Origin of the sequence: Candidatus Palauibacter sp. (assembly GCF_965208055.1) — a bacterium.
In the GTDB taxonomy this organism is placed as follows: domain Bacteria; phylum Gemmatimonadota; class Gemmatimonadetes; order Palauibacterales; family Palauibacteraceae; genus Palauibacter.
In genome coordinates, this window is record NZ_CBDBNY010000004.1 from 1524320 (window position 1) to 1549355 (window position 25036).

20 protein-coding genes are annotated in these 25036 nt (G+C 68.9%); 8 read left to right on the plus strand and 12 right to left on the minus strand.

Features of this window, described 5'->3' with window-relative positions; all coding sequences use genetic code 11:
- Positions 1–12 precede the first annotated feature (12 nt).
- From ACOGXI_RS06960 to ACOGXI_RS06990, 7 genes are read right to left on the minus strand one after another with little or no spacing between them, the layout of a single operon-like run.
- Positions 13–2112, minus strand: a complete 2100-nt coding sequence (locus ACOGXI_RS06960; RefSeq protein ID WP_419938142.1) for a BatA domain-containing protein — start codon at positions 2110–2112, stop codon at positions 13–15.
- Entirely contained in the window at positions 2109–3035 is a 927-nt protein-coding gene (locus ACOGXI_RS06965; protein WP_419938143.1) for a DUF58 domain-containing protein, read from the minus strand. Before ACOGXI_RS06965 ends, ACOGXI_RS06960 begins: the two co-directional genes overlap by 4 nt.
- 20 nt (positions 3036–3055) lie before the next feature.
- Positions 3056–4156 carry an AAA family ATPase gene (locus ACOGXI_RS06970; RefSeq protein WP_419938144.1) on the minus strand — a complete coding sequence of 367 codons (1101 nt, stop codon included), beginning with the start codon at positions 4154–4156 and terminating at the stop codon, positions 3056–3058.
- 41 nt (positions 4157–4197) lie between these two features.
- Entirely contained in the window at positions 4198–5004 is an 807-nt protein-coding gene (locus tag ACOGXI_RS06975; RefSeq protein WP_419938145.1) for a DUF4159 domain-containing protein, read from the minus strand.
- Positions 5001–7691, minus strand: a complete 2691-nt coding sequence (locus ACOGXI_RS06980; protein WP_419938146.1) for a tetratricopeptide repeat protein — start codon at positions 7689–7691, stop codon at positions 5001–5003. Before ACOGXI_RS06980 ends, ACOGXI_RS06975 begins: the two co-directional genes overlap by 4 nt.
- A complete protein-coding gene (locus ACOGXI_RS06985) occupies positions 7682–8728 on the minus strand; it encodes a hypothetical protein (protein ID WP_419938147.1) in 1047 nt (348 codons plus the stop codon). Before ACOGXI_RS06985 ends, ACOGXI_RS06980 begins: the two co-directional genes overlap by 10 nt.
- Complete coding sequence (locus ACOGXI_RS06990) at positions 8725–11172, minus strand: glutamine amidotransferase (RefSeq protein ID WP_419938148.1); 2448 nt, start codon at positions 11170–11172, stop codon at positions 8725–8727. Before ACOGXI_RS06990 ends, ACOGXI_RS06985 begins: the two co-directional genes overlap by 4 nt.
- Before the next feature lie 226 nt (positions 11173–11398).
- Here ACOGXI_RS06990 and ACOGXI_RS06995 point away from each other — a divergent pair, with 226 nt between their 5' ends.
- The 3 genes from ACOGXI_RS06995 to ACOGXI_RS07005 are packed head-to-tail and all read left to right on the plus strand — an operon-like array spanning position 11399 to position 13208.
- Positions 11399–11704: a ribbon-helix-helix protein, CopG family gene (locus ACOGXI_RS06995; RefSeq protein WP_419938149.1), complete on the plus strand. Its 306-nt coding sequence runs from the start codon at positions 11399–11401 to the stop codon at positions 11702–11704.
- The gene (locus tag ACOGXI_RS07000; protein ID WP_419938150.1) at positions 11701–12249 is read left to right on the plus strand and encodes a type II toxin-antitoxin system VapC family toxin; all 549 of its coding nucleotides are present in this window, start codon (positions 11701–11703) and stop codon (positions 12247–12249) included. Before ACOGXI_RS06995 ends, ACOGXI_RS07000 begins: the two co-directional genes overlap by 4 nt.
- 26 nt (positions 12250–12275) lie before the next feature.
- The gene (locus ACOGXI_RS07005) at positions 12276–13208 is read left to right on the plus strand and encodes a virulence RhuM family protein (RefSeq protein ID WP_419938151.1); all 933 of its coding nucleotides are present in this window, start codon (positions 12276–12278) and stop codon (positions 13206–13208) included.
- Here ACOGXI_RS07005 and ACOGXI_RS07010 read toward each other — a convergent pair.
- On the minus strand, positions 13114–14016 hold the full coding sequence (locus ACOGXI_RS07010; RefSeq protein WP_419938152.1) for an alpha/beta fold hydrolase: 903 nt from the start codon (positions 14014–14016) through the stop codon (positions 13114–13116). The two genes, ACOGXI_RS07005 and ACOGXI_RS07010, sit on opposite strands and share 95 nt — an antisense overlap.
- A 36-nt stretch (positions 14017–14052) precedes the next feature.
- The gene (locus tag ACOGXI_RS07015; protein WP_419938153.1) at positions 14053–14961 is read right to left on the minus strand and encodes an aminotransferase class IV; all 909 of its coding nucleotides are present in this window, start codon (positions 14959–14961) and stop codon (positions 14053–14055) included.
- A gap of 439 nt (positions 14962–15400) precedes the next feature.
- On the opposite strand from ACOGXI_RS07015, the gene ACOGXI_RS07020 reads away from it, so the two are divergent.
- From ACOGXI_RS07020 to ACOGXI_RS07035, 4 genes are all read left to right on the plus strand, one after another.
- A complete protein-coding gene (locus ACOGXI_RS07020; protein ID WP_419938154.1) occupies positions 15401–17815 on the plus strand; it encodes a TonB-dependent receptor in 2415 nt (804 codons plus the stop codon).
- Positions 17816–17968: 153 nt separating this feature from the next.
- The gene (locus tag ACOGXI_RS07025; RefSeq protein ID WP_419938155.1) at positions 17969–18943 is read left to right on the plus strand and encodes a phosphorothioated DNA-binding restriction endonuclease; all 975 of its coding nucleotides are present in this window, start codon (positions 17969–17971) and stop codon (positions 18941–18943) included.
- Positions 18944–19071: 128 nt separating this feature from the next.
- Complete coding sequence (locus ACOGXI_RS07030) at positions 19072–19575, plus strand: hypothetical protein (RefSeq protein WP_419938156.1); 504 nt, start codon at positions 19072–19074, stop codon at positions 19573–19575.
- Positions 19576–19579: 4 nt separating this feature from the next.
- Positions 19580–20464: an HNH endonuclease gene (locus tag ACOGXI_RS07035; protein WP_419938157.1), complete on the plus strand. Its 885-nt coding sequence runs from the start codon at positions 19580–19582 to the stop codon at positions 20462–20464.
- A 1020-nt stretch (positions 20465–21484) separates the two neighbouring features.
- Here the strand turns inward: ACOGXI_RS07035 and ACOGXI_RS07040 are convergent.
- Positions 21485–22081 (minus strand): aminotransferase class IV, encoded by a 597-nt coding sequence (locus tag ACOGXI_RS07040; protein WP_419938158.1) that lies wholly within the window; start codon positions 22079–22081, stop codon positions 21485–21487.
- 145 nt (positions 22082–22226) lie between these two features.
- Between ACOGXI_RS07040 and ACOGXI_RS07045 the strand changes: the two genes are divergently transcribed.
- Positions 22227–23576, plus strand: a complete 1350-nt coding sequence (locus ACOGXI_RS07045; RefSeq protein ID WP_419938159.1) for a type II toxin-antitoxin system death-on-curing family toxin — start codon at positions 22227–22229, stop codon at positions 23574–23576.
- A 375-nt stretch (positions 23577–23951) separates the two neighbouring features.
- On the opposite strand, the gene ACOGXI_RS07050 is transcribed toward ACOGXI_RS07045, so the two are convergent.
- Together ACOGXI_RS07050 and ACOGXI_RS07055 are read right to left on the minus strand one after the other, a co-directional pair.
- Positions 23952–24689: a hypothetical protein gene (locus ACOGXI_RS07050; RefSeq protein WP_419938160.1), complete on the minus strand. Its 738-nt coding sequence runs from the start codon at positions 24687–24689 to the stop codon at positions 23952–23954.
- Entirely contained in the window at positions 24682–25005 is a 324-nt protein-coding gene (locus ACOGXI_RS07055) for a hypothetical protein (protein WP_419938161.1), read from the minus strand. Before ACOGXI_RS07055 ends, ACOGXI_RS07050 begins: the two co-directional genes overlap by 8 nt.
- Between the last annotated feature and the right edge of the window lie 31 nt (positions 25006–25036).

Sequence of the window (25036 nt, forward strand, 5' to 3'; positions counted from 1 at the left end):
CGTCATCCTCCTTCAGGCGCCCGCCAGCCCCGACACGGGGCGTTGGCGCGTCCAGCGGTTCGCCAGCACGCTCTCCACGGCCAGCACGAGCCCCGCGAGCACCAGGAGCACCCACCAGAGCTCGGCCCGCCGCGGTACGGTCTCTTCGTCCGCCGCCGCGCCGTTCTCGCCGGCGGCTCCGGCCGCCGGCGGCGCGACGCCCGCCACGGCCTCCACAACGCGCTCGGTCGCCACCGGCGCCAGATCAGATTCGGTAATCGGAGGGTTCACCGCCACGGTAATCGCGCGGCCGGCGTCGTCCCGGAGGGCCACCTGGTAGAAGCCCGCGCGGGGAAACTCGATCCACGTCGGCCCTTCGCCGACATCCACCGGCTGACGGTCGCCGTCCGGATCCACCAGGACCCACTCGGCCTCGTCCCCGGCGAGCTCAGTGACGCCCGCGACACCCGCCCCACCCGTTCCGACGAGCGCGGCAAGCTCGAGCACGCCCCCGGCTTCGATCCAGCGTTCCGGCTCCCGGTACCCGGTGGCGTGGAGCGCCAGCCGGTGCACGAAGGGCAGGAAGACCGGCTGCAGCGCGAGGTCGTTCCAGTAGCGGTCGAGGGTCGACGTCCAGACCAGCACGCGGCCCTCGCCCACCGAATGTTCGAACAGGGCGGGCTCGCCGCTGTCGAAGCGCGCCACCACCACCGTGCCCTCGCCAGGCTCGAGGCTCCAGAAGCGGTCGAAGCGCGCGCCCGAGAAGTCTCCGCTGCGGGGACCGGAGAACAGCTCGAACACGGGGTGGTCGTAGTCGAGCGACGACAGCCGGCGGCCGTCCGCGGCGTCCACGAGGGAGCCGGGGGCGGCGCCGAGCAGTTCCAGTCCGGCGTCGGACCACCGATTCATGCTCGCATCCCGTCCGAGGACGATGAGCAGGCCCCCGCCGTCGCTCACCCACTCGCGCAGCCGGCCGGCCCGGCCCGCGTCGGCGAGGTCGGCGTCGTTGAGGATCGCGAAGTCCGCGGACGACAGCGCCCCGGCATCGAGGCCCGTGGCAGGCGTCCGCGAGGTCTCGATACGGGGCGCGTCGCCGATTTCGAGGGCGCGCTCGAGAAAGAGACTCCCGTCCGACGCCCTGCGGTTGTTCTCCAGGATGAGCGTGCGCAGTCCCGCCTCGGGCGCCGCCACGAAGCGGAACGCGTTGTCGATGGCCAGCCCGTCCTCCGGGATCGTGAGGCGCCCGCGGCTCCGGCCTTCCGGGAGGGCGAGGTCGTCGAAGACCGCCGTGCCGGCCCCGCGCGGCGGCATGTCCACCGGGATCGTCGCGACCGTCCGTCCCGCGATCTCGAGCGACACCGGGAGCCCCTCCACCGCCGCGTCGCCCATATTCGCGAGCCGGGCCAGGAGCCGGACGCGCCCGTCGCCCGCGGCCCGCACCGCCGCCTCCGCGAGCGCCACGTTCGCGCCCTCCTCCGGCGCGACGCTCGCCGCCCGCAGCGCGACTCCGTCGGGAAGCCGCACCCTGCCGCCGTCCTCCCACCCCGTGCGCTGGAAGTCCGAGACGAGCACGACCTCCCGCGTCCGGTCCTCCGACTCCGAGAGGATCCGCTCCGCAAGCTGGATTCCCCCTTCGAGCCGCGTCCCCAGGTCGGTCGTCGCCAGATCCGCGAGCGCGTCCCGGGCGGCCACGAGATCGAGCGTCAACGGCACCCGCTCGCGCGCCCGTTCATCGAACGTCGCCACCGCGACGCGGTCCCCCTCCCCGAGGCCGTCGAGGACGGCGCGCGCGGAGTCGAGCGCGGCCTCCCAGCGCCCTTCGTAGCCCAGGCTCGCCGACACGTCGAGGAGGATGACGACGTCGCGGGCCGAACCCGCCTCCATCTCCGCCACCGTGTCGAAGAAGGGCCGGGAAAAGGCGAGCGCGAGGAGGATGACCGCGATGCAGCGCAGCGCGAACAGCAGCGGGTGCCGGATCCGGCGCCGGTTCATCGTCTTGAAGGGCAGCTTCCGGAGGAACATCAGCGACGGGAACACCGTCACCCGGCTGCGCTGGCGATGCGTGAGGTGGATGATGATCGGGATCGAGAGGAGTCCGAGCCCGGCCAGGAACCACGGGGTCAGGAAACTCATCGGTCCTTCCCCTTCAGGCGCCGCGACCGGTGCGACAGGTAGCGGAAGAGCACGGCGTCGAGCGGCGTCGAGGTGACGACGAGTTCGTGGTCGATCCCGCGCTCGATCATCAGCTTCGAGATCTCGCCCACATGCCCCTCCACCAGGGAGAGGTACTCCTCGCGCATCACGTCGGGGGTCACCGGAAGCCGCTCTCCCGTCTCCAGGTCCTCGAACGACCTCGCGGCCTCGAACGGGAAGTCGACCTCGGCCGGGTCCATGATCTGGAACACGATCACGTCCTGTCCCTTGCCGCGGAGCGCCCCCACCGAGTCGAGGACGGTCTTCGGTTCCGTGTAGAGATCCGAGACGAGAACGACGATCCCCTTGCGGACCAGACTCTCGGCCACCTGCGTAAGGGGCCGCGCGAGATCGCCCGCCGTCTCGGCCTGGATGCGGTCGAGCGCCGCCAGGATCAGGCGTCGGTGCCGGACCGAGGGGGGGATGTATTCGAGCAGCTTCTCATCGAAGATCGCGGCGCCCACGCGGTCGCGCTGACTCGCGGAAAGATAGGCGAGGCAGGCCGTCAGGTAGCGGGCGTAGTCGAGCTTCGTGATCCCGCGCGAGCCGTAGTCCATGGAACGGGAGGCGTCCACGGCGAAGAAGACGTTCGCGTTGGTCTCGGCCTCGTACTCCTTGATGTAGTGGCGGTCGGTGCGTCCGTAGACCTTCCAGTCGATCTTGCGGATGTCGTCGCCCGGCAGGTACTGGCGGTGCGCCGCGAAATCGAGCGACAGCCCGAGGAAGGGCGACCCGTGCGCGCCCGCGATGAACCCCTCGACCACGGATCGCGCCACGAGTTCGAGGTTCCCGATCCGCGTGAGCACCGCCGGATCGAGGAACTGCGTCCCCGGAACCGTCCTCGAGACGATTCGCGCCCGCATGGCTCAGCCCGGCTCCCCGCTCACATCCCCGACTTCGGCGGCTTCACGTCGTCGAGGAGCCGTTCGACGAGGTCGTCCGTCGAGACGCGCTCGGATTCCGCGTGGAAGTTCGTCAGGACGCGGTGGCGGAAGACCGGGGCGCAGAGCGCGCGCACGTCGTCGAACGACACATTGATCTCGCCCCGCAGCAGGGCCCGCGCCTTGCCGCCGAGCACGAGGTACTGCGCGGCGCGCACGCTCCCGCCGTACGCCACGTACTGCTTCACGTAATCGGGGGCGTCGTCGCGCCCGGGGCGGGTGCGCCGCGCCAACTGCACCGCGTAGCGCGCGACCGACTCCGAGATCGGCACCTTCCTGACCAGGTGCTGGAAGCCGGCGATCGCCTCCGCCGACAACACCGGCCGCGGGGGCTCGCCCTCGACCGTCGTCGTCCGGAGGATGACCTCGAGTTCCTCGTCCTCGGGCAGGTAGCCGATGTTGATCTGGAACATGAAGCGGTCGAGCTGTGCCTCGGGGAGCGGATACGTGCCTTCCAGCTCGATCGGGTTCTGCGTGGCGAGGACGAAGAACGGGTCCGGAAGGCCGTAGGTCCGTCCCTGGATCGTCACCTGCTTCTCTTCCATCGCCTCGAGGAGGGCGGCCTGCGTCTTGGGCGGGGTGCGGTTGATCTCGTCGGCCAGCACGACGTGCGCGAAGAGGGGCCCCTGCATGAAGACGAGCTTGCGCTGCCCCGTCTCCGGGTCCTCCTGGATGATATCCGTCCCGGTGATGTCCGACGGCATGAGGTCCGGCGTGAACTGGATCCGGTTGAAGCTCAGGTGCAGGACGTCGGAGAGCGTCTGGATGAGGAGCGTCTTGGCGAGTCCCGGGACCCCGACGATGAGGCTGTTTCCGCCGGCGAAGATCGAGATCAGGACCTGTTCGACGACATCGTCCTGGCCGATGATGACCTTCTTGAGTTCCGCGCGGACGGCTTCGGCGCTCTCGCGCAGGCGGTCGGCGAGTTCGGCGTCGTCCGGGACCGCTTCGGGCGCGGCATCCGGGGTTTGGTCCGGGGCCTCGTCCGGCTCCCGATCCGGTGTCCGGTCCGGCGCGTCAATCCAGCGGGGGTCGGCTTCCATGCCGGCTCCTTCCGGGTTCAGTGTCTCGGCTCCACGTGAGCTCAGTGTGTGAGGGCGTACACCACATAGTTGACGCCCAGCTTGTACGCTTCGTTGGACAGGGCGATGGGAACGAACCCCCGGTCCGACCACTCCATGTAGTCGCCAATGTCGTTGTCGTGATTCACGATGACCATAAGGCGGCCATCGGGATCGTTATCCTCGAAGACCCCCCAGTAACTCGCCATCCCGCCCCGGTAGGGATGCGGCATCTCGATGTTGCTCTGCTCCAGGTGGAAGAACGAGTCGAAGATCGGGTGGCTCACATCGAGTTCCACGAGTTCGAGCCCCGGGAGCAGGACGCCCAGGACCTGCTCCGTCCAGTCGAGATCCCGCTGGCCGCCCATGTCGTCGATGATGAGGAACCCGCCCTTGCGGAGATAGTTGCTCAGGTTGTCCGCCTCCGCCTCGTTCATGCCCCAGTCGCCGGGCTCCGAGAGGTACGCCACCGGGAACTTGAACAGGTCCGGGTCGTCCATGGCGAGGACGTTGCCGCCCCCGCGCCGCGGGCCGATGGTCGTGAGCGCGTCCATGATCTCGCCGAAGTTGCGCTCGGCCACGGGCCAGTCGTGCGACCAGCCCGGGTTCCAGCCCCGGCCGCCCGTCCGGTAGTAGAGGCGGACGAAGGTGAACTCGCCCGTGTAGGGCGTGTTGTACTCCTGGTAGGCGCCGAGGTCGTCCCCGAATCCGCCGCCACGGCGTCCGCGCCCGCGCTGGCCCTCGAGGTCGGCGGCGGCGAGCAGCGTGAGCAGCGCGGCCAGGCCGCCGGTCGCGAGACGGCGGGCCACGAGTCGGGTCCGCGCGGTCATCGCCGGTCCTCCGGGTCGCCGCGGATCTCGAGCAGGAGGTCGAGCGCGGCCTCGAAGTTGGGGGCGATCTCCAGCGCGTCGAGCACCGCGCTGCGCGCGCTTCGGGCGTCCCCGCCCCGGTGCAGAGCGAGGGCAAGCCGGTAGTGGGCTTCGGCGAGGTCCGCCGGCTGCAGCGCCAGCAGCGCTCGCCGTTCGCGCGCCGCCTCGGGCCAGCGTTCGGCCCTCTCGTAGCTCGAGGCGAGCCGCGTGTGCAGGTCGAGGTGGAAGGGGTCGATCCAGATCGTGCGTTCCAGCACCTCGCGCGCGGCCGCATCATTGCCGAGCGACTGTTCGAGGTCGGCCAGCGCGAGGTGGGCTTCGAAGTGGTTCTCGTTGAGGGCGGTGTACGTCCGGTACGCCTCCGCGGCGCCCGCGAAGTCGCCCGCTTCGCGGCGGAGGTGGCCGAGAAAAAGGACCGGTGCGTCGAGCCCCGCGTATTCGGGGAAGATCTCGTGCGCCCTTTCGAGCGCCCGCAGCGCCTCTTCCCTCCGGCCCGCGCGCTGGGCTTCCGCCGCCGCCACGAGCAGTCCGGCGAAGGTGTCGGAGCCCGGCGGCGCCCCGGCTTCCTCGTCGCCCAGCGCCTGCAGCGTCGGGTCGAAGCGCGTCTCGATGTAGTCCCGCAACTCCCGGTCGAGGGCCGGGAGCGTCGTCCCCAGCGCCCGTTCCACGACCTCCGGCGTCTCCAGCCCGTCCCGGTATCCCGCGAGCATGCCGAGGATCGCGTCGAAGCCGCGCGTCGTCTCGATCATCTCGCACAGGAGGGAAGCCAGGTAGTAGGCGTGCTGCACCTGGCCGGGGTAGGCGGGCCGCACGAAGCCGTAGTTGAAGCGTTCGAGCGAGGGCAGCCGCTCGTCCCGGAAGGCCGCGAGGAAGCCGGGATCGACATCGGATCCCCACCCTTCCCGTGCATGTCGCTCGTCGAGGACCGCGAGTCCCTCGGAAAGCCAGCGGGGGACGCGGTGCTCGGTGTAGCCGAGCGTGAAGGCGTGCGAGATCTCGTGCCACAGCGTCGAGCCCCAGTTGAACGCGCCGCCCGGGCGCGCGCCGGGGGAGTCCATGGCGAGGACGGAACCGAAGCTCACGCCGAGCGCGCCGATGCCGGCGAGTCCGACCGTGCGCACGGAGAAATCCGCGTGCCGGTCGTAGACCTCGACCGAGATCGGTGTCGGCGGCTCGAACCCGTAGCGGGCGCTCAGGGCGTCGAACGCTTCCTCGGCGAGCGCCGTGGCGTAGATGGAGAGGGCGCCGGCCTCCTTCGGGTGCATGGAGAAACGGAAGCGCGGACTCTCCACCGTCTCGAACCCGGCCAGTTCCTCGAGCAGGTCGAGCGTATTGAACACCCACACGTTGAAGGGATCGCCCGCGAAGGAGGCCTCGAGGGTGGCGCGTCCCGCCTCGATATCGCCCGTGCGGAGCTGGTTCAGCCCGAGTTCCGCCCTGCCGGGCCAGGACAGGGGATCGAGGGCCACCGCTTGCCGCGCGAACTCCACCGCATCGGCGTACCGGTGCGTGCGGTAGGCGACCTGCGCGAGGGCCACGTAGAGGTCGGCGTGCCGCGGATCCAGCCGCAGCACGCGGTCGCGCGCCTCCGCGAAGGCGGCGGCGTCCCCCCGGAGGTGAGCGGCCGCCGCGATCTCCGTCCACGCGAGGAGGGAGACGGGGTTCGTCTCCAGCGCTCGCCGCGCCTCCGCTTCGGCCTCGCCCACGTCCTCGAGCTCCAGGTAGAGTCGCGCCATGAAGGCCCGAGCCTCCGTGAAGCGGGGGTTCGTCTCCAGCGCCTGCTCGGCGAGTTCGAGCGCCTCCGTGGAACCGTCGAACTTCGCGCGGCGCGCCTTCGCGAGGAGGGCGGCCGCGTGGGCCGGATTCCGGGCCAGCGCCTCGTCGATCAGCGGCCCGGCCTCGAAGCTGTCGTACTTGTCGAGAAAGAGGAGTCCGAGGTCGATGCGCGGCTCGGGGTCGCCGGGGTCGGCTTCGATGGCCTCCTCGAAAGCGCGCACGGCGTCGTGGAAGAGGTCGGGGTCGCGGGCTCCGAGGTAGGTGAGCGCGGCGCCGACGGCGCGGAGTTCCTCCGAGTCGAGACGGCGGGCGCGGTTGTAGAAATCGATGAACCCGTCGAACAGGGCGAGGGCTTCCTCGCGCTCGCCGCGGTCGAAGAGAAGGCGGCCCAGGTCGAGCCGCGCGAGCTGGGCGTCGCCGGCCCGGCCTTCGATGGCGCGGCGGAAGTTCGCTTCGGCGTCGTCGAGACGCCCGAGGGCGTACAGCATACTTCCGCGTGCGCGCGCGAGTTCGGTCTCCGCGTCGGCGCCGTCCGGGGCGCGCGCGGCGGCGCGGTCGAGCGCTTCGAGCGCGGACTCGTACTCTCCGGTCGCGGCGAGCGCGCGCGCCCACCCGCGCGCCGAGGCCGGGAATTCGTGCCCGGAGCGGGCCAGCGACCGGTAGGCCGAGACCGCCTGTCCGTAGTCGCCGGTCTGGTGCGCTTCGAGGGCGACGTGCAGGGGACCGCCGCCGTCGTCCGCGCTCGCCCGCTCCTGTGCGCGCCCCGGCAGCGGCGCTCCAAGCACCAGCGCGAACGCCAGCGCCGGGGCCGGGAGCGCGAACCGCGTCGGAGACGCGGGCAGCCGGACGACGCGGCGCCGGGTCAGCCGCACGGGTCGCTCCCGCTTTCGCGGAGGGCGCGGTTGATGCGGGCGAGTTCGACGAGGAGCGTCTCGAGCTGCGCGTCGTATTCTTCCTCCTCCAACTCGTCGCGGCGCGCCCGGAGGGCGGCGATCCCCTCTTCCACCTCGCGCTTCCGCGCCAGGAGCGCGGCCACGGCCGGATCGTCGGCCGCCGCCCCCGCGAGCGCCGGCGGCGCCTGGGCGAGGAAGAACCGGTTCGCGAGCGTCCCGTCGGGTCCGTCCGGACTCGGCTCGAGCGATCCCTCGCCGTCCCCGTCGTCGTCGAGCAGGGCGTGTTCGGTCAGCATCTCGTTGTCTCGCTCGTACCGGCGGCGGACCTCGCCGGTCGCGTAGCGGAAGGCTTCGAGCAGCGACACGCGCTCGTCCTTGTCCACGTCCGCCTCGTCCAGCGCGAAGGCGTCGACGAAAAAGCCGCCGAAGTGGGTCCGCTCGCGTTCGCGCGGGGAGCGCGTGGCCGTCACGACGATGCGCCGCTCGCCCGCGACCGCGGGCACGAACCCGCCGCTGGCGCTCGCCGCGTTCACGACCGCCACGGTCTGGGTCGGGAACGCGTGGAGCCACATCGAGAGCGCGTCCGCGGACAGGTCCGGGCCGGGCAGGCTGAAGCGCGACTCCTCGCCGCGGCCGCTCCCGTGGCCGAGCAGCAGGATGAGCGCCACGTCCGAGCGCCCCGCCCGGTTCGCCATGGCGAGTACTTCCCGCTCGACCGCTTCCAGGGTGGCCCGGTCCGCGACGCGGGGGGACAGCGCCGCATCCTCCGCGAGCCAAGTGACGGTCTCGCGAACGCCGAAGCGGCGGTCGAGCGCGTCGAGCAGCGACTCGGCTTCCGCCCGGAACTGCTCGGAGTACTCCGGCGCGCCCCCGAGGCCGCTGACGATGAGCACATGGGTCCGCGGCGCGGCGGGCCCCTGAACCGGGGGAGCGTGGCCGGACGCCGCGCCGGCGCCGAGGAGCAGCGCCGGGACGAGCACCGCGGAGACCGAAGTGAGCCGCGCGCCCCGGGTCACGCGAGGTCCTTCCGCCGGCGATACGCCCACTCCCCGCCCAGCAGTCCCGCCAGGAGGAGGAACAGAATGGGCATGTCCCACAGCGCGCGCTCCTCGTACACGGTGTCGCCGCTCTCCGTGTACAGGATCTCGTCGGCCATCACCTGCGCCTCGTCCGCCGTGTAGAACCGCCCCCCCGTCTCGTCGGCGATCCGGCGCAGCAGTTCCGTGCGGCGCCCGGCCCCGAACTCCTCGATCCGGGGCGTCCCCGCCCGGAAGAAACTCACTTCTTCCGCGATGTCGCGGCTCGTCTCCGCCCCGGCCCCCGCGCCCCCGATCCGGGCTCCCTCGGCGCGAACCTGCACGCTGTACAGTCCCGGCTCCCGCGGCACGAAACGTCCCTCGTACTCGCCATCCCGCTCCACCGTCCAGTCGAGCCGGACCTCCGACTCGGTCCCGTCCGGCCCGGTGACGCTGGCGACGACATCCGCTCCGTTCACGCGCAGGTAGCGCTCATCCTCGACGTCGGCCCGGATCCGGAGCGGCTCGCCCATGGGCGCCACGTCCTCCCCCGCATCGAGCTGGATGCGGCCCGGCGTGTCATGCACGAGCCAGCGCAGCAGTTGCCGCCACAGCGTTTCGTGCGTCTCGTCCTCCAGCGGGATGTCCGCGTGCATCTGCCACAGCCACGAGTCCTGCGTGGCGAACACGATGGACGTCCCGCGCCCGTACCTCTGGTGCGCGAGGAGGAGGCGCGGTTCGCCGTCGGCCGGCACCCCCCGAAGGAGGTCGACGGCCCCCGGCTTCAACCCGGTCACGAACACGCGGTTCACCGAGGTCAGAGGCGGAAGCTCCGTCCAGCGTTCGCCGGAGGCCTCGGCCGTCTCCGCGATCCGCATGGCCGCGTGCCTCTGTCCGGCCAGGGTGAGTTCCGCCGAGATCTCGAGCACGTCCGGCTCGCCCGCTCCCTCGAGCACCACCGGCAGCGCGTCGGCCAGCGGCGTCCCCGAGTAACCGCCCTCCCCGAGCGACCGCCGCCCGCCCAGCACGAGGAGACCGCCCCCACGCTGCGCCACGAAATCCGCCATCATCTGCAACTGGTCGTGCGTGAAGAAGCTCGCCTCCACGCTCCCCAGGATCAGCCCGTCGTACTCGTACAACTCCTCGCGCGTGGCCGGGAACCCGCCCGCGAGTTCGCCCGGCCCCTCCACGTCGAGCCGCAGGTACTTCTCGTCGGCCGTCCTCAGGAGCGTGACGACGTGCAGGTTCTCGTCTTCCGCCACGGCGCGGCGCACGAACTTGTTCTCGGGTCGCGGCGAGCCCTCGAAGTAGAGGATCTTCCGGCGCGTGTCCCCGACCTCCACCAGGACCTGACGCTCGTTGTTGCCGGTCAGCGCCTCTCCCTCCTGCGGATCCACGAAGAAACGGATCGCGCGCGGGCCCGACTCCTCCAGTGTGAACTGGAGTTGCACGGCTTCCTCGCCATCCGGCCCCAGCGTGAGATTATGCGTGCCCACGATGCGCCCCTCGTCCTCCACATCGAGCCGCACCGTGCGCCCGGCCAGCCCCGCGTGGGAGACGATGACGTCGGCCACGATCGTCGTCCCCTCGAGCGCCGCGCGGGGCACCTCCACGCGACGCACCTCGACATCGGGGGCGATGCGTTCCGCCCCCATTCCGATGGTGTAGATGGGGATCCCCGCCGCGCGCGCCGACAGCAGCGCCTCCGAGAGCGGCGGGATCGCTTCGTCGTCGTTGTCCGCGCCGTCGGAGACGACGACGATCCCGGACAGCGGGAGTCCGGCCATCTCCTGCTGCACGCGCGTGAGCCCGGCGGCGAGGTTCGTGCGGGGGCCGGTGAAGGCCATCTCGCCCGCCGCGTCGATCCGGTCCGCGTCGGAGTCGAACCCGTACATCCTCAGCCGGAAGCGGTCCTCGAGCGCCTTCCGGAGCGCGCCTTCGCCCCGCTGCATCTCGAACGCCCGTCCATCGTCCGGGTCCGCGGTCGCCGGATCCATGGCGGCGGAACCCGACACGCCGGGGTCGGCGGCCAGGGGATCGGCCGGCGGATTGTCCGTCCCTCCCTCCGCATCCTCCTCCGCCCCGCCGAAGAGGTCGAGCATCCGCTGCGCACGCGTTTCTCCGTTCTCGTCCGCCACGCGCATGCTGCGCGAGTCGTCGAGCAGAACCGCCACGAAGTTCCGCCGGGGGACGACCGTCGAGACGAGGAGCACCGGCCGCAGGAGGAGGAAGGCGAGAACCCCGAGCGCCGCGGCGCGCAGCCCCATGAGGACCCAGCGGTCGCGCGCTTCCACGGTGGGTCCGACGCGGCGGTATTCGAGCGCGAACCAGACGACGGCCGCCACGCCGAGGAAGACGAGCATCACCCCCCACCACGGGGCGGCGAGGGAGAGATCGCCGCGTTCGAACACGACGGGCCTGTATTTGAAGAGAAACTCGAACACGCGCTGGCCAGCCCTTCTCTTCCCTCGGACGGTCGCGGGAGCCGGGCCGCGGCGCCGGGCTCGTGTCCCAGGGCGCGCGCGGACGGTTCCAACCTACGGGATGCCGACTGCTCTATGAAACAAGGCTTGGCCGATGATCGTTGCTCACCGGCGCCTGACGGACGTTTGCGGTCAAATTCGTATTACACATAGAATACATGAGAACCCTCAACCGAAGGATTGGGACATGGGTCTGCGGACGGTGCGGCTCGATGAGGAGGAGGAAGCGATCCTCACGGATCTTCGCGAGAAGACCGGCAGGTCGATCTCGGACGTGCTGCGGCGGGGGCTCCGCTCCTACGACACGGACGTGAACGGAATCCGGCTGGGGGGACAAACGGACGAGACGATTGGCGAAGCCTACACGCGCATCATGCGGCGATACGACGATGGGTCGGCCGGGGCTCCGGACGATGCCGAATCCGCTCCCATGCCGCGTCGGTGCTACAAGGAAGCCGTCGTCCAGGCGATCCGCGAGAGGCACCGGCAGTGATCCTGATCGACACGGGGCCTCTGGTGGCCGCGTTCGATCCGTCCGAGCCGGGCCATGCCGCCTGCGGCCGGACCCTCGCGGCCCTGCGCGACGAGTCCGTCACGACGGCCCCGGTGCTCACGGAGGCCTTCCACCTGCTGGCGCGACGGCCGCGGGCGGCGCGGGGCGTGATGGACCTGGTGCTGGACGGCCCACTCGCCGTCTCCCGCTTGGAGGATGGGGATCTGTGGCGCTGCTTCGACCTCATGGTCCGATATGCGGATATGCCGATGGACTTTGCGGAGGCCTCCCTGGTCTGCGTCGGGGAGCGCTCGGGCATCGATCGGGTGTTCACCCGCGACCGGCGGCACTTCTCCGCGTACCGCATGAGGCGCGGTCACCGCCATGTGCCGTTCACGATTATCGAGCCGGAGGGCCCGGAGCCGACGACAGTTCGGGAGCCGGTGCAACCGTATGGAACCCGGCCCGCCGAGCCCACCGCCGAGTCCGCCCTTGGGGATGTCCGCGAGGCGCTGGACCGGCTGGACCGCATTCTGATGAGGTGAGGAGGAGGACGATGGGAGGAATCGGGATGGATCTTGAAAGCACCGTAACCGATGCCGTCGACGATGCCGCACCCGGCGGCGAGGTCATCGTATACGAGGAATCCGATGGCGACGTGCGGGTGGATGTCCGCTTCGACCGGGAGACTGCGTGGCTCACGCAACGCCAAATCTCGGAAGTGTTCGGCACGACATCGAGGAACGTGCAGATGCACCTCCGCAACGTCTTCTCGAGCGGCGAACTCGAGGCCGGAGCAACTACCAAGGATTTCTTGGTAGTTCGAGCCGAGGGGGATCGTACGGTTCGACGACGGCTGAAGCACTACAACCTGGATGCGATCATTTCGGTCGGTTACCGCGTGAACTCCAAGCGCGGTGTGCGGTTCCGGCAGTGGGCGACGCGCACCCTGCGCGAGCACTTGATCCACGGCTACACGTTGAACGAGCGGCGGCTGGCGGAGCGCGGCCTGCGTGAAGCACGCGACACTCTCGACCTGCTCAGCCGCACGCTGAAGAACCAGGTGCTGGTGACCGACACGGGCAGGGCCGTGCTGGACGTCATCGGGCAGTACGCCGACACCTGGCGCCTGCTCGTGGAGTACGACGAGGACCGTCTACGGATGCCGCCCGGTCGGAGTCCGTCGACCGGCGTGCTGGACTTCGACACCGCCACGGGCGCGATCATCCGGTTCGCTGCTCTTCCTGCTCTACCTGAAGCAGGAGAACGTCGAGCACGCGCTGAACCCGCAGGCGGTCACGGCGCTCACGCTGCTCATCGCAGAGAGCGCCCCCGCGGCCAAGGATCTGATGGTGCGTCTCATCATGAACCTCCTGCATGGCGGCGAGAGTGCCATGGGGCAGGTGTAGCTACGCGAGGCCCTCCCGTTCGAGGAACGCGATCATCGTGGAGACGCACTCCTCGGGGTGTTCGAGCTGCAGGAAATGCGTCGTGTGCGGGATGAAGTCGTAGTCCCACCCGATCAGTCCCTCGAGGTCGACGCTGGGCAGCGAGGAGAACTCGACGCTCGGATCGCCGCCGATCACCTTCACGGGACAGGCGAAGTCCGTCGTGTCCGGCTCGAAGGAGTACGCGAAGCCGTACTCGAACACCTGCGCCTCGAACTCGCGCGGACAGCGGAGTTCGTACCCGTCCCCGTCCGATGCGGGCCGGAGCAACGCGTCCGCCGCGAGGTCTTCCACCCCCGGCCGGGTGAACTCGAACACCCACGAACGCCGGAACTCCTCGGCGAACTCCTCCCTCGTGGCGAACCGGGGCTGGCGATGCCGGGCCAGCATGCCCAGCCGCCGCCACAGCGTGTCGATGCCGTAGTGGTCGCCGTCGGGCAGATACATGGGCGGATCGAAGAGGACGAGTCCCGCGTACCCGCGCCCGGGCGGATCCTGGTTGAGGGCGATCATCGCCGACAGCGAGTGAAACACGCCGACCGCAGGCTTGGCGCCGAAGTGACGTTCGATGCCGGCCCGGATGCGCGCGTCATCGGCCGTGAAGGTCGCGACGCTGTGATCGGCGAGGTCGGCCGTCGGGTTCCGGCCGTGGCTGCGGAGGTCGTAGACGATCAGTTCGAAGCGGGAGGCGAGGCGCGACCAGAACGGGTAGTAGAGGTCGATGGCGAGCCCGTTGTCATGGCTGAGGACGAGCCGCGCACCGTCCACCTTCCCGTGCCGCCTGAGGATGATGCGGGCGCCGCCGGTCGCCTCGACCTCGACCGCGTCGAGCGGCTCCGGGACCCGCCACTCGGGTGTGGTCATGGACCCCTCCTTTCCGAGGGATGATATACGCGCCTGTTATGCGGATGGCGAGACGACGACCCCTTCGCGCGCAGTCAGATCCCGGTAGAGTTCGCCGAGGCGCTTCGTGAGCGGCCCCGGCGATCCGTCTCCAATCACCCGCCCGTCGATTTCGGTCACGCTCGCCAGTTCCCCCATCGTCCCGGTGCAGAACGCCTCGTCCGCGCGATAGGCCTCGGTGAGGGAGAGATCCTTCACCCGGCTCGGGATATCGTGCTCCGCGCAGAGTTCGAGCACCGTGGCGCGGGTGATGCCCTCGGGACAGGCGACGGTCCGGCTCGTCATCGCGACGCCCCCGGATACGAAGAAGAGGTTCGTCGCGTTGGTCTCGGCGATGAATCCGCGCCCGTCCAGCATCAACGCGTCGTCGGCGCCGGCCGCGTTCGCCTCGATCTTGGCGAGGATCGACTGGAGGAGGTTGGCGTGATGGATCTTCGGATCCAGCGTGTCCGGCCCGAAGCGGCGCAGCGCACTCGTGATCAGCTTGAGGCCCGATCGGTCGTACACCGGCGCCTTGTGTTCGGCGAGCACGATGAGCGTGGGTCCCGACTCGTTGAGGCGCGGATCCATGCCGCTGGTGAACTTCACCCCCCGCGTCAGCGTGAGCCGGACGTGTACCCCGTCGCGCATGCGGTTCGCGGCGAGCGTCCGGCGGATCTCCTCGATGATCTCCTCGTCGGAGGGGATCTCGGCGAAGGCAAGCGCCAGGGCGGAGGACCGGAGCCGCGCGAGGTGTTCCCGCAGCTTGAAGATGCGGCCGTCATACAGGCGAAGCCCCTCCCAGACGGCGTCGCCCCCCTGCACAACCGAGTCGAAGGGGCTCACGCCGGCCTCGTCGCGGTGGACGAGCTTGCCGTTCACGTTGACGATGAGGCCGCGATTTCGCTCGTCGAACTGTTGTAGCACAGAAACCCGCCGTTGGTCCGGCCCGATTCAGCTTCGGCTCTTCCCATAACCGAAGCCCCCAACGAAGCCGACGACCAGAGCGCCGAAGACGTCGGGCGTCATGTGTTTCGCGATGGGATTGGGGGCCGGGCCACGCTGGACGGAAGTTATCATGGCCCGGAACTGCTGTTCGATCGAGCGTTTGCCGGACGAGTCGGCGGCCTCGGGCGCCAAGACTTCGGCTCCCGCAGCGTCCGAATCGGGAGAGTCGGGTTTGTCCGTCACGCTATCCGCTCCATGCGAGCTCCTTGCTCGTGGGAATCCACCCGATAGTACGTCAGGGTGTGCCCTGTCGCCGCGCGGTTCGATCCGCCCGGATCTGCCCCGGAGCAGGGGGAGCGGCGCAACAGAGGGCGTCAGATGTAATTTGCGGTCCGATCGATTCGGGGATGATACTTCGATGATGGAGATTCCCCGGAGGACTCGGGCGCGCACCGTGGCGACGATTTCGTTGGCGGCCGTCATGCCGGCGGCCGCGCTCGCCCAGGAACCGCCGCCGCCCGATCCGGACTCGGTGCGCCGCCTGCCGGAGGTGGTGGTCACGGCCAGAAACCGCGGGGAGTCCGTGCAGGACGTTCCGCTCGCGATCTCCGCCTTCTCCGGCAGGGATCTCGAGGTACGTCAGATCCGAAGCACGGACGAGCTGGGCGCCATCACGCCCAACCTCTCGTTCAACTCCTCGGGCGCCTTCGCGGGCACGAAGTCCGCGGCCCAGATCTTCATCCGGGGCGTGGGGCAGGTGGATTACCTGCCCGTGACGGACCCGGGCGTCGCGGTGTACGTCGACGGCGTCTACATGGCGCGCTCCGTGGGGGCGGTGATGGACCTTCTCGACGTGGAGCGCGTCGAGGTGTTGCGCGGCCCCCAGGGCACGCTGTTCGGCCGCAACGCGGTGGGCGGGGCCGTGGTGCTGCACTCGCGGCGGCCCGGTGAGCAACCGCGCCGGAGCTTTCGGGCGCAGTTCGGCAGCGACCGCATGACCCACGCCACGGCTGTGGTCAGCGGCCCCGTGGCGGACGGACTCTTCGCCGGCGTCACCATGGCCTACCGCAAGCGGGACGGCTACGTGACGCGGGTCCACGACGGCCTCGACCTGGGAGACGACGACAGCCAGGCGGCCCGGGCCACTCTCGCGTGGCGGCCGAGCGAGACCCTGCAACTCTTCGCGGCGGCGGACTATTCCCGCAGCCGGGAGAACGGCGCGCCCACGGTGTCGGGGGGCATCAACGACCGCGCGGCGTTCGGGGCCTTCGGCAACGGGCTGCTGCCGGGCTGCGGCGCGGTGGCGATCAACCCCGCCTACCCGGCCGGGGGTCCGCCCACTCTCCCCCCTCCCGGCGCGAGCACCGGGGGGGCCGCCGGCTGCTACGGCCCGGACAGCTTCGCGGGCGAGTACGTCGCCGAGGGCACCTTCCCCGCCTTCTCCGAACTCGACGCGTGGGGCGGCAGCGTCGAGCTGACCTGGTCGCCGGTGGGGTGGGCCACGCTGCGCTCGCTCACCGGCTACCGCGGCTTCGACATGAAGGCCTCGCGCGACGCCGACAACACGCCGGCCAACATCCTTCAGACGCAGGAATGGCTCGACCACGCCCAGCTCAGCCAGGAGCTGCAAGTGAGCGGCCTCGCGATCGGCCACCGCATACACTGGCAGACCGGCCTCTACCTCTTCCGCGAGCACGGATACCAACGGAGCGCCGTCATCGTGCCGCCGGGAGCCCTGCGCAGCGGCGGCGACTACGACAATCGCTCCGTGGCGGGGTTCGCCCAGGTGACCGGCGAAATCACGGAGGCGCTGTCGCTGACCCTCGGGGGCCGGTACACGAGAGACCGGAAGGGGCTCACGCCCGATCTCTACGCGCTCGGGGACGCCTCGCAGGGCACGGGCAGCATCTTCGCCCCCACGTGGCCGGGGGCCGCCGGCATCTACCTGTCGCCGGCCGGCCCCATGAAGCCTGGAGACCGCATGCTGCCGCGCCGGGACTTCGTCGCGGACTTCGGGGCGCTGACGGTTACGGCGAAGTTGGGATACCAGCTCAGCTCCGGCGTGGCGGCCTACGCCGGGTTCTCGAACGGATTCAAGAGCGGCGGCTTCGACATCCGCTATCCCGCGCCGCCCGCCGGGCACGAGCCCAACTCTCCCGGCGCGGCTCCGGGCACCTACGAGCCGGAGACCGTCTCCAGCTACGAGGTTGGACTCAAGTCGCTGTTGTCCGGTGGCCGCGTGCGGCTGAATCTCGCGCTGTTCCGGGCCGACTACGACGACATCCAGGTCCTCATCCGCGAGTCGTTCAACCCGATCACCTTCAACGGCGGGGCGGCGGACATTTCAGGGGCGGAGGTGGAGGCGGCGTGGCTCCCCGGCGCCGGCTGGGACATCCGCGCCCACCTCGGCGCCATGCGCGCCCGCTACGACAGCCTCAGCCCCAGCGTACTAAACAACGCGACCCCCGTCCTCCCCGGCTACAAGCTGGCCAAGACCCCGAGCCTCAGCCACGGCCTCATGGTCGGCAGGGCCGCGACCCTCTCCGGTGGAACCATCCTCACGCCCCGCGTCCAGTGGACCTACACCGGCGCCCAGCACCACGACGCGATCAACACCCCCCAGATCTTCCAGCAAGGCTATCACCTCCTCAACGCGTCGCTCGCCCTGCAGACGGGAGACGGCCGCTGGGAGCTGGTGTCCGCCGCCCGCAACCTCACGAACACCCGCTATCTCGTGACGGGCAACTCCGCCTTCGACACGGCGGCCGCCTACGTGGAGCGCGTCTACGGCCGGCCGCTGGAGTGGTCCGTCACGGTGGGATACCGCTGGTGACGAGCATTGGGTCGCTCCGCCGCGGACTTAGCTGCCGTTCGATACGATATCTGTTGATTGTCGCAGCGCATCCGCCAACCCGCGCCTGCCGTGGGTTGAGAACGTGATCGTAGGCGTCTCATTTTTGTTCTGATGAAAGAATCTGCAGAACCAATGACTCCCGGCGAGTTCCTCCGCCACCTTGCGCAACTCAACACTCATACGCGTCGGGGCAGGCGGGCGCCGCACAAGCCGCTCCTGCTCCTGTTCGCCTTGGGCCGCGTGCTGCGCGACCGCGACCGTCTGGTCGGGTACGCCGAGGTGGATCGGCGCGTCGGTGACCTGATGCGTCGCTTCGGGTTACCCGGGAGCGCCGTTCGTCCCCAGTATCCGTTCCGTTGGCTGCTCTCCGATGGACTCTGGGAGATCCCTCGGTATGCGGAGCTTCGGAAGAACGCGAGCGGAGACCTGTACGTTCGGCAGTTGAGGGATCTGGGCGTCGAGGGAGGCTTTCCGGAGAGAGTGCACGACCTCCTTCGCGCCGATCCGGGTCTCGCATGGCGAGCCGCGGAGGAGATCCTGCACGGACATTTTCCCGAATCTCTTCACCGGGAGATCCGCGAGGCGGCCGGCATCCGGGGAGAGCGGATGGCGAGTGAGGCGGAAGATGCCTCCGCAGCGCCGACCCTGCGGGAGCGGGAACTCGGTCCGCCGAGCTTCTATTCGTACCTGGCACGCCGACGGCGTCGCGATCCCCTTTTCCGCGGGTCAGTGCTCGACGAATACATGGAGCGCTGCGCGGTGTGCGAACTCGACATCCGCCTCGGTGCACAGCCGCTCGGCTTGGAAGCCGCGCACATCCAATGGCATTCCCACGCCGGTCCCGATGAAGTCGTGAACGGCCTCGCCCTCTGCCTTCTACATCACGAGGCCTTCGACCGCGGCGCGCTTGGCTTGGAGGAGCGCAAGGGGACGGGATTCAACGTGCTCGTTTCTCACGAGGTGCGGGAGTCACGCGGCGAGGCCGCCGGGTCGCTCATCGAGTTCTCCGGCCGCCGGATTCGGTCTCCCCGAACTGCGTCCCGGGCACCCGCGCCCCTATTTGTTGAATGGCACTCCAGAGAGGTCTTTCGCAGCCCGCCACTCTAGATCGGGGCCGGGGTTGATGAGGCCGACGCCGCTGTCTCATCTTCTGGCGCCGGACGGACGGGAGGTTCGCGTCGTGCCTGGAATCATGGCGACCGAGAGAGGGGCTTGATCGGACGCCGGGAGGCGGAATGGGGAAAGCACAAGATCAAAGCCGGTACGCCATCGTGTTCGCTTGCGGAGATGAGGACCTGCCGCCGCAAGAGTGGCCGGTCTCCGGGCGGGTTCCTGAATGGATTCGGGCCTACCGCGACGGCGTACCGCTCGGCCTCGTGGCTGCGGAGTCCGGGGATGGGCGCTTCGAGGCCGACGGCATCGGACGATTCCAGGTCCGGTATGCGTGGATCGAAGACGACGAGGTCACGTCCTACGCGCCCGGAGATTTCTGGCGCGGATTCCGTGAGTGCTCCGGCCTTCCCGACACGCTGGCGCTGTACCGGCGGGACGGCGACGAGCGCTACAGGTTCGTCCACGAGGAGGCCATCGGCTGGCCGCCGCCCTTTCGCCGGCGGCACTGGATCGAGTGGGAGGATCTCAGCTTGGCGACCCGCGTGGAATACATGGACGGGGAGATCGACACGCTTCCGCTGGGCGCCCCGCCGCGGCGTCCGGGGATGACCGAGTTGGCCCGGTAGCGCCGTGCCGAAGGCCGTCTTCACGACGAAGGTGGACCCCGCCTACGACGATCTCCCGGAGCAGCGGTACCACTTCCCGCGCACGTATCTCAACGCCGCGCGGGGCGCGTTGGGCGACTGGATCGTGTACTACGAGCCCCGGCGCTCCACCGCACACCTGTCGAGTTCCGGCGGGCGGATGTCCTACTTCGCCACGGCTCGCCTTGTGCGGATCGCCGCGGATCCCCGCCGGGCGGACCACTACTACGGCTATGTGAAGGATTATCTGGAGTTCGACCGGCCGGTCCCCTTCCGTGAGGGAAGCCTCTACTACGAGCGGAACCTCCAGAAGCCAGACGGCAGCACGAACAAGGGGCGGTTCGGCCGCGCCGTGAGAACGATTCGCGACTCCGAGTACCACCTGATTCTACAGGCGGGGTTCCACGACCTCGCGAGCCCGCAGTGGCGGCTGATGGAGCGCGATCCGGTGGAGACGGAGCGGCGCATCGTGGAGCAGATCTCACGCAGGCCCTTCCGGGACCGCGTCTTCTCGACAGCGGTGCGAACGGCGTACGACAACACCTGCGCGATCACGGGACTCCGCATCATCAACGGCGGCGGGCGCCCGGAGGTTCACGCCGCCCACATCAAACCCGTCGCGGAGAGCGGGCCGGACAGCATGCGCAACGGCCTCGCGCTGTCCGGCACCGCGCACTGGATGTTTGACCGCGGCCTCATCTCGATCGCCGACGACTACAGGCTGCTGCTCCGTGAGGGGGCGATCCCCGACCACTTCTTCCGCATCATCAACGAGGACCGCCGCTTGAAGGTGCCGGACATGCCGTCGCACCGCCCGCATCCGAACTTCCTCAAGTATCACCGCGAACAGGTCTTCCAGGCTCACGCATAGGAATCGGTCTACGCGGCCGTCTCGTAGAGGACGGCGTCGTGGAGCTGCTCCCGTCCAGATCGTAGTCGTGGGCTACGGCGGCGATTTCCTCGCCGGCGTCGATGCGGTCTACGAGGGCCCGAGTGGACACGCCGGATCCGGCCAGCACAGGTCGTCCGAACACCTCGTGGAGGTGGGAACAAGGTACTATCGGGCCGCAGGCGCGGGAGCCGGATTTGCGTGCGTCTCGACGCGACCCTGGACGCCCGCGATCCGATCTCCGCCACCCGTTCCTGCTTGCGCTTGATGCCCCGTTGACGACCTGCCGGAAGCTTGGTTCGGATCGACGGGGCGGAGGCCGATCGTCCCTCGCGGGTCTCGACCACGGTGGTCTGCCCGTACCACGTACTCTACGTTCCGGCTGGCACCATTGCCGGGCGCAAATCCGTAGAGAACCAAGAAAAGGAGAAGAGATCGTCCATGTCAAAGCGCCGTTCCGAAGACGACAGGCCGCGTCGCAACATTCGGTTCACCGGAAAGGGGTACTCGGTGGATCCTCGCGAGATCCTGGAAAGCAGCAGCGCGAAAGAGATCCTGCGAAACGTGCGAGAGAATTTCCCCGCGAAATCCGCGCCGGCGACCCCCGCCGAGAGGAACCGCTGATGTTGAATAAGCCGCGCCGCCGCAGGGAGTGCCGCAGGCTCAGTCGGGGCCGCTGCCGCACCGGGGGCACGCCTTCCCCGGAGGATGGGAGGGACAGCGTCGGGTTACCCCGGCGGCGCAGCAGAGTTGACAGATGGCACCCGGACATCCTCCTCCGGGGCTCGTCCTAGCAATTCGCTGCCGATGTCGAGAGCAATTCAAAATATTATCTGGCAATGGATTACGGGAGCCTTGGACGAGACACCCGCAGCAAACTATCAATTGATGTGATTTTGACATTTTGCGAAGGGAGGGGGTGCCGTTGTCGATGCCGCTCCGCTGAGGCGCTTCGTGAGCGGCCCCGGGGATCCGTTTCGATCACCCGCCCGTCGATTTCGGTCACGCTCGCCAGTTCCCCCATTGTGCCATCGCAGAACGCCTCCTCCGCGCGTCGGCGGCGGCGGCCGCGTTCGCCTCGATCTTGGCGAGGATCGACTGGAGGAGATTTCGCGTGGTGGATTCTCGGATCCAGCGTGTCCGGCCCAAAGCGGCGCAGCGAACTCGTGGCCAGGCCGCAGGCCCGACCCGGTCGTAGACCGGCGCCTTGTGCTCGGCGAGCACGATGAGCGTGGCTCGCGACTGGTTGAGGCGCGGATCCATGCCGCCCGTAAACTTCGCGCCTCTCGTCAGCGTGAGTGGGATGTGCATCCCGTCGCGCATGCGGTTCGCGGTGAGCGTCCGGCGGACCTCCTCGATGATCTCCTCGTCCGGGAGGATGTCGGCGACGGCGAGCGCGCGGGCGGAGGACCGGAGCCGGGCGAGGTGCTCTGCCAGCTTGAAGATGCGCCCATCGTACGGGCGCAGCCCCTCCCAGACGGCATCGCCCCCCTGCACCACCGGGTCGAAGGAGCTCACGCCGGCCTCGTCCCGGTGGACGAGCGTCCCGTCCACGTTGACGATGAGGTCGCGGTTCCGCTCGTCGAACTGTTGCAGCATCTGGCGTCCTTGTCACCCAGCGGATCCCTTTCGCGGTCCGATTTGTGCGATTGGCACGCGGCAACAATCTTATGCTTGCAACTTGGTCGGACCTTCCATGATGCTTCCCGCTCACGGACGGCTCCGTGCTGACCGGAGGATTCGAGTGACCCGAAAGTCCACAACGGTTCTTGCGCTCGCCAACGAGGCGGAGATCGACGTCCATGAGGTGTTGCTGGTGCTCTGGGATCTCGGTCTTGACCACATCCTTGAGCCCCGAGACGCCGTACCATTCGGCCACCTGAAGAACGTACAGGCCAGGATTGGCGTTGCCTCGAAGCGCCAACTACAGACGATCTCGTATTGGGCTACCATCCTCAATATCTCCACCGAGGACCTCAGGCACCGGCTTACGATGGCCGGCTGCCCACTTCGTCCCGCCGCCAAGAGGCTCCCTCCTGGTGCTATCAAGCACCTGAAAGCCCTCGGACTCTCCATGGGGATCAATCCGATGACGGGCCGGCCCACGGAACGTGCAGTGCCTGCTCCTCCGCCGCCCGTCTCCGAGGATCCGAGTCCCCCGGCTCCGCGCATCTCTTCCACCCCGCCCTCGGCAACGCCCCGTGCTACTCTCGTCGACTCGCCGTCGTCGGTACACAGGAAATCTACTGCTCCGCAGAGCAAAGAACGCCCTCCGTCACCGGTCTTTTTCAAGCTGGGGCGCGAGAACAAGGACATGAGATGGCTCGATGACGGTCACGTTACGACTATTCACGAGCGTTTGGTTGAGGATTTTGCCAAGCGGTCCGATCCCATCTCGCCATCCGGTGTTCGCAATGCGGACCTGCTGGCATCTGCTCTGTTTCGCCCCCAGACCGGTATGGGCGATACTCGAAAATATCCCACCGTGGAGACTGCGGCCGGCGCCCTGCTTCACGCGCTGATTCACGACCACCCGTTCCACAACGGGAACAAGCGAACTGCGATCGTCTCGACGCTAGTGTTCCTAGACTGGAACGGATTGGTCCTCACTTGCACCGAAGAAGAGCTCTTTCGTTTCGTAATAAGGGTCGCCCGCCACCGGATCATAGCGTCTGTAACAAGCGAGATGGCCGACCACGAAGCCTACGCCATCGCGAAATGGATCCGGGAAAATTCCAGAATCGTTGACAAGGGCGAGAACGTTCTCCCCTTCCGCAAATTCAGGCGAATCCTCCAAGCCTACGGCTGTGAGATCGGATCGCCCGGAAAAAACGGACAGGTCAGGATCGAGCGTGGTCCAGTCCGGAAACGGCGTGGGATTCGACTACGACGACAGCCGTTCACTGCACAGATACCGTACCGAAACGAGGGCCAGGAGATCCAGATTCACACGATAAAAAAGGTGCGCGAGGACCTCAGGTTGACGCACGAGCACGGTATAGATTCGTCGGATTTCTACGCGAAGGGTGCGAATCAGATCGATGACTTCATCGCAGAATATCGGATAATCCTCGACAAGCTGGCGAAACTGTAGAACAGCGAGGGTTAACGTCGCGCTGTGTAACGACCGAAAGGAGCAGTGCCACGGCTCGACACGCTGGGCAGGCTTCTCAATCCCGAAATGCGCCGGGACGTGGGGCGCCGGCGGCGCTCCGTGGCCGCAGGCAGGACACTCGGCGGTCTCCTGCAGCGGGTCGAGCGCGCTCTCGCACTTCGGGCAGTGCACGTCCGTACGCGGCTTCCTGAGATCGCCCAGCATATCCGACAGCGACTCGCCCTCGTACTCGCCGCCAACCCGCAGCTTCGGGCACAGGTCCTCGATCAGCAGCACGAACGCCTCGATCTCGCCACGCTGGGCGATCAGCCCCCTTGTGCAGCTCCTCGAGCGTCGTACCCGGCTCGAAGGTCATCATGGTGCCAACTCGCATGCCGCTCCGTACCGCTTCCCTACGAGATTCCCGGTGTGGAACTGCTCCACGTAACGGCCAATCGGGATCCGGCGCACCCCCGCGCCCCGTCCGCACTCGAGACCCGTCAGATCCCAGCGCGACACGAGAGAGTCCGCCTGGAAAACGTGCGGAGAATGGGACAGCCTCACCAAAGCCTCGCCACGGCTGTCCGTCACCACCCGCTCCAGCACCGCGCCGGACGCCGCGTCCTCGATCACGACCTCGTGTCCCGCCTGCCCCTGCGGGCCCACGTTCAGCCAGAACCAGAGCCCGAAGTCCCGGCGGTGCCGCAGCTCGACGGCCACCGTGTCGCCCAGGGCCGTGTGGCTCCCCGCGGCGACGGCCACCGTGTCGAGGATCGAGAGGAGTCCGGAGTGTCCGTAGGCCGTGTTGCGGTAGCCGTACGCGTCCGCGCTCCAGTACCGCCGCTCGACCGCCTCGAGCGCCACGTGCACGGTCAGCGGCGCGTCCCGCTCCACCTCGAGCTGCACGTCGCCCGTCCGGGTCGAGACCACCGTGTCGCCGCCGATCACCACCGGCCAGCGGTCGAAGATGTCCGCCGGCCCGTCCCCGATCAGAGCCCGAACGTAGGCCGGGGCCGGGGGTGGCGGGGGAGGGGGCGCCGGCGGCTCCGGCCGCATGAGCGCCTCTCCCCCGCCGCAGCCGGCCAGCGCCAGCACCGCGACGAGCCTACGCATCGGCGTCGGCCTTCTGGTTCAGCGCCGAGCGCGCCTGTGACGCGGCCAGGTCGTCCCGGACCTTCGCCAGATGCTGCTGCCGCTTCGCCTCGATGAATTTCAGCCCCGCCGCCCCCGCCTGTGCGTCCGGCTTCCACTTCCCCGCGTCCGCCAGCTGCTGAACCCCGGCTGCGGCAGAGAGCCCCGCTTTGAAGCCCATGTCCGCACGGGCCACCACCATCTCCTCGACCGCAGCCGTCGCCAGCTCCTCCTCCGGGATCTGCCGGCCCTCCCGGTTCGCCTCGATTAGCATCTTCATCAGCCGCTCAATCGCCATCAACCCGTCCGTCCTTTGCGGTGCCCGACTC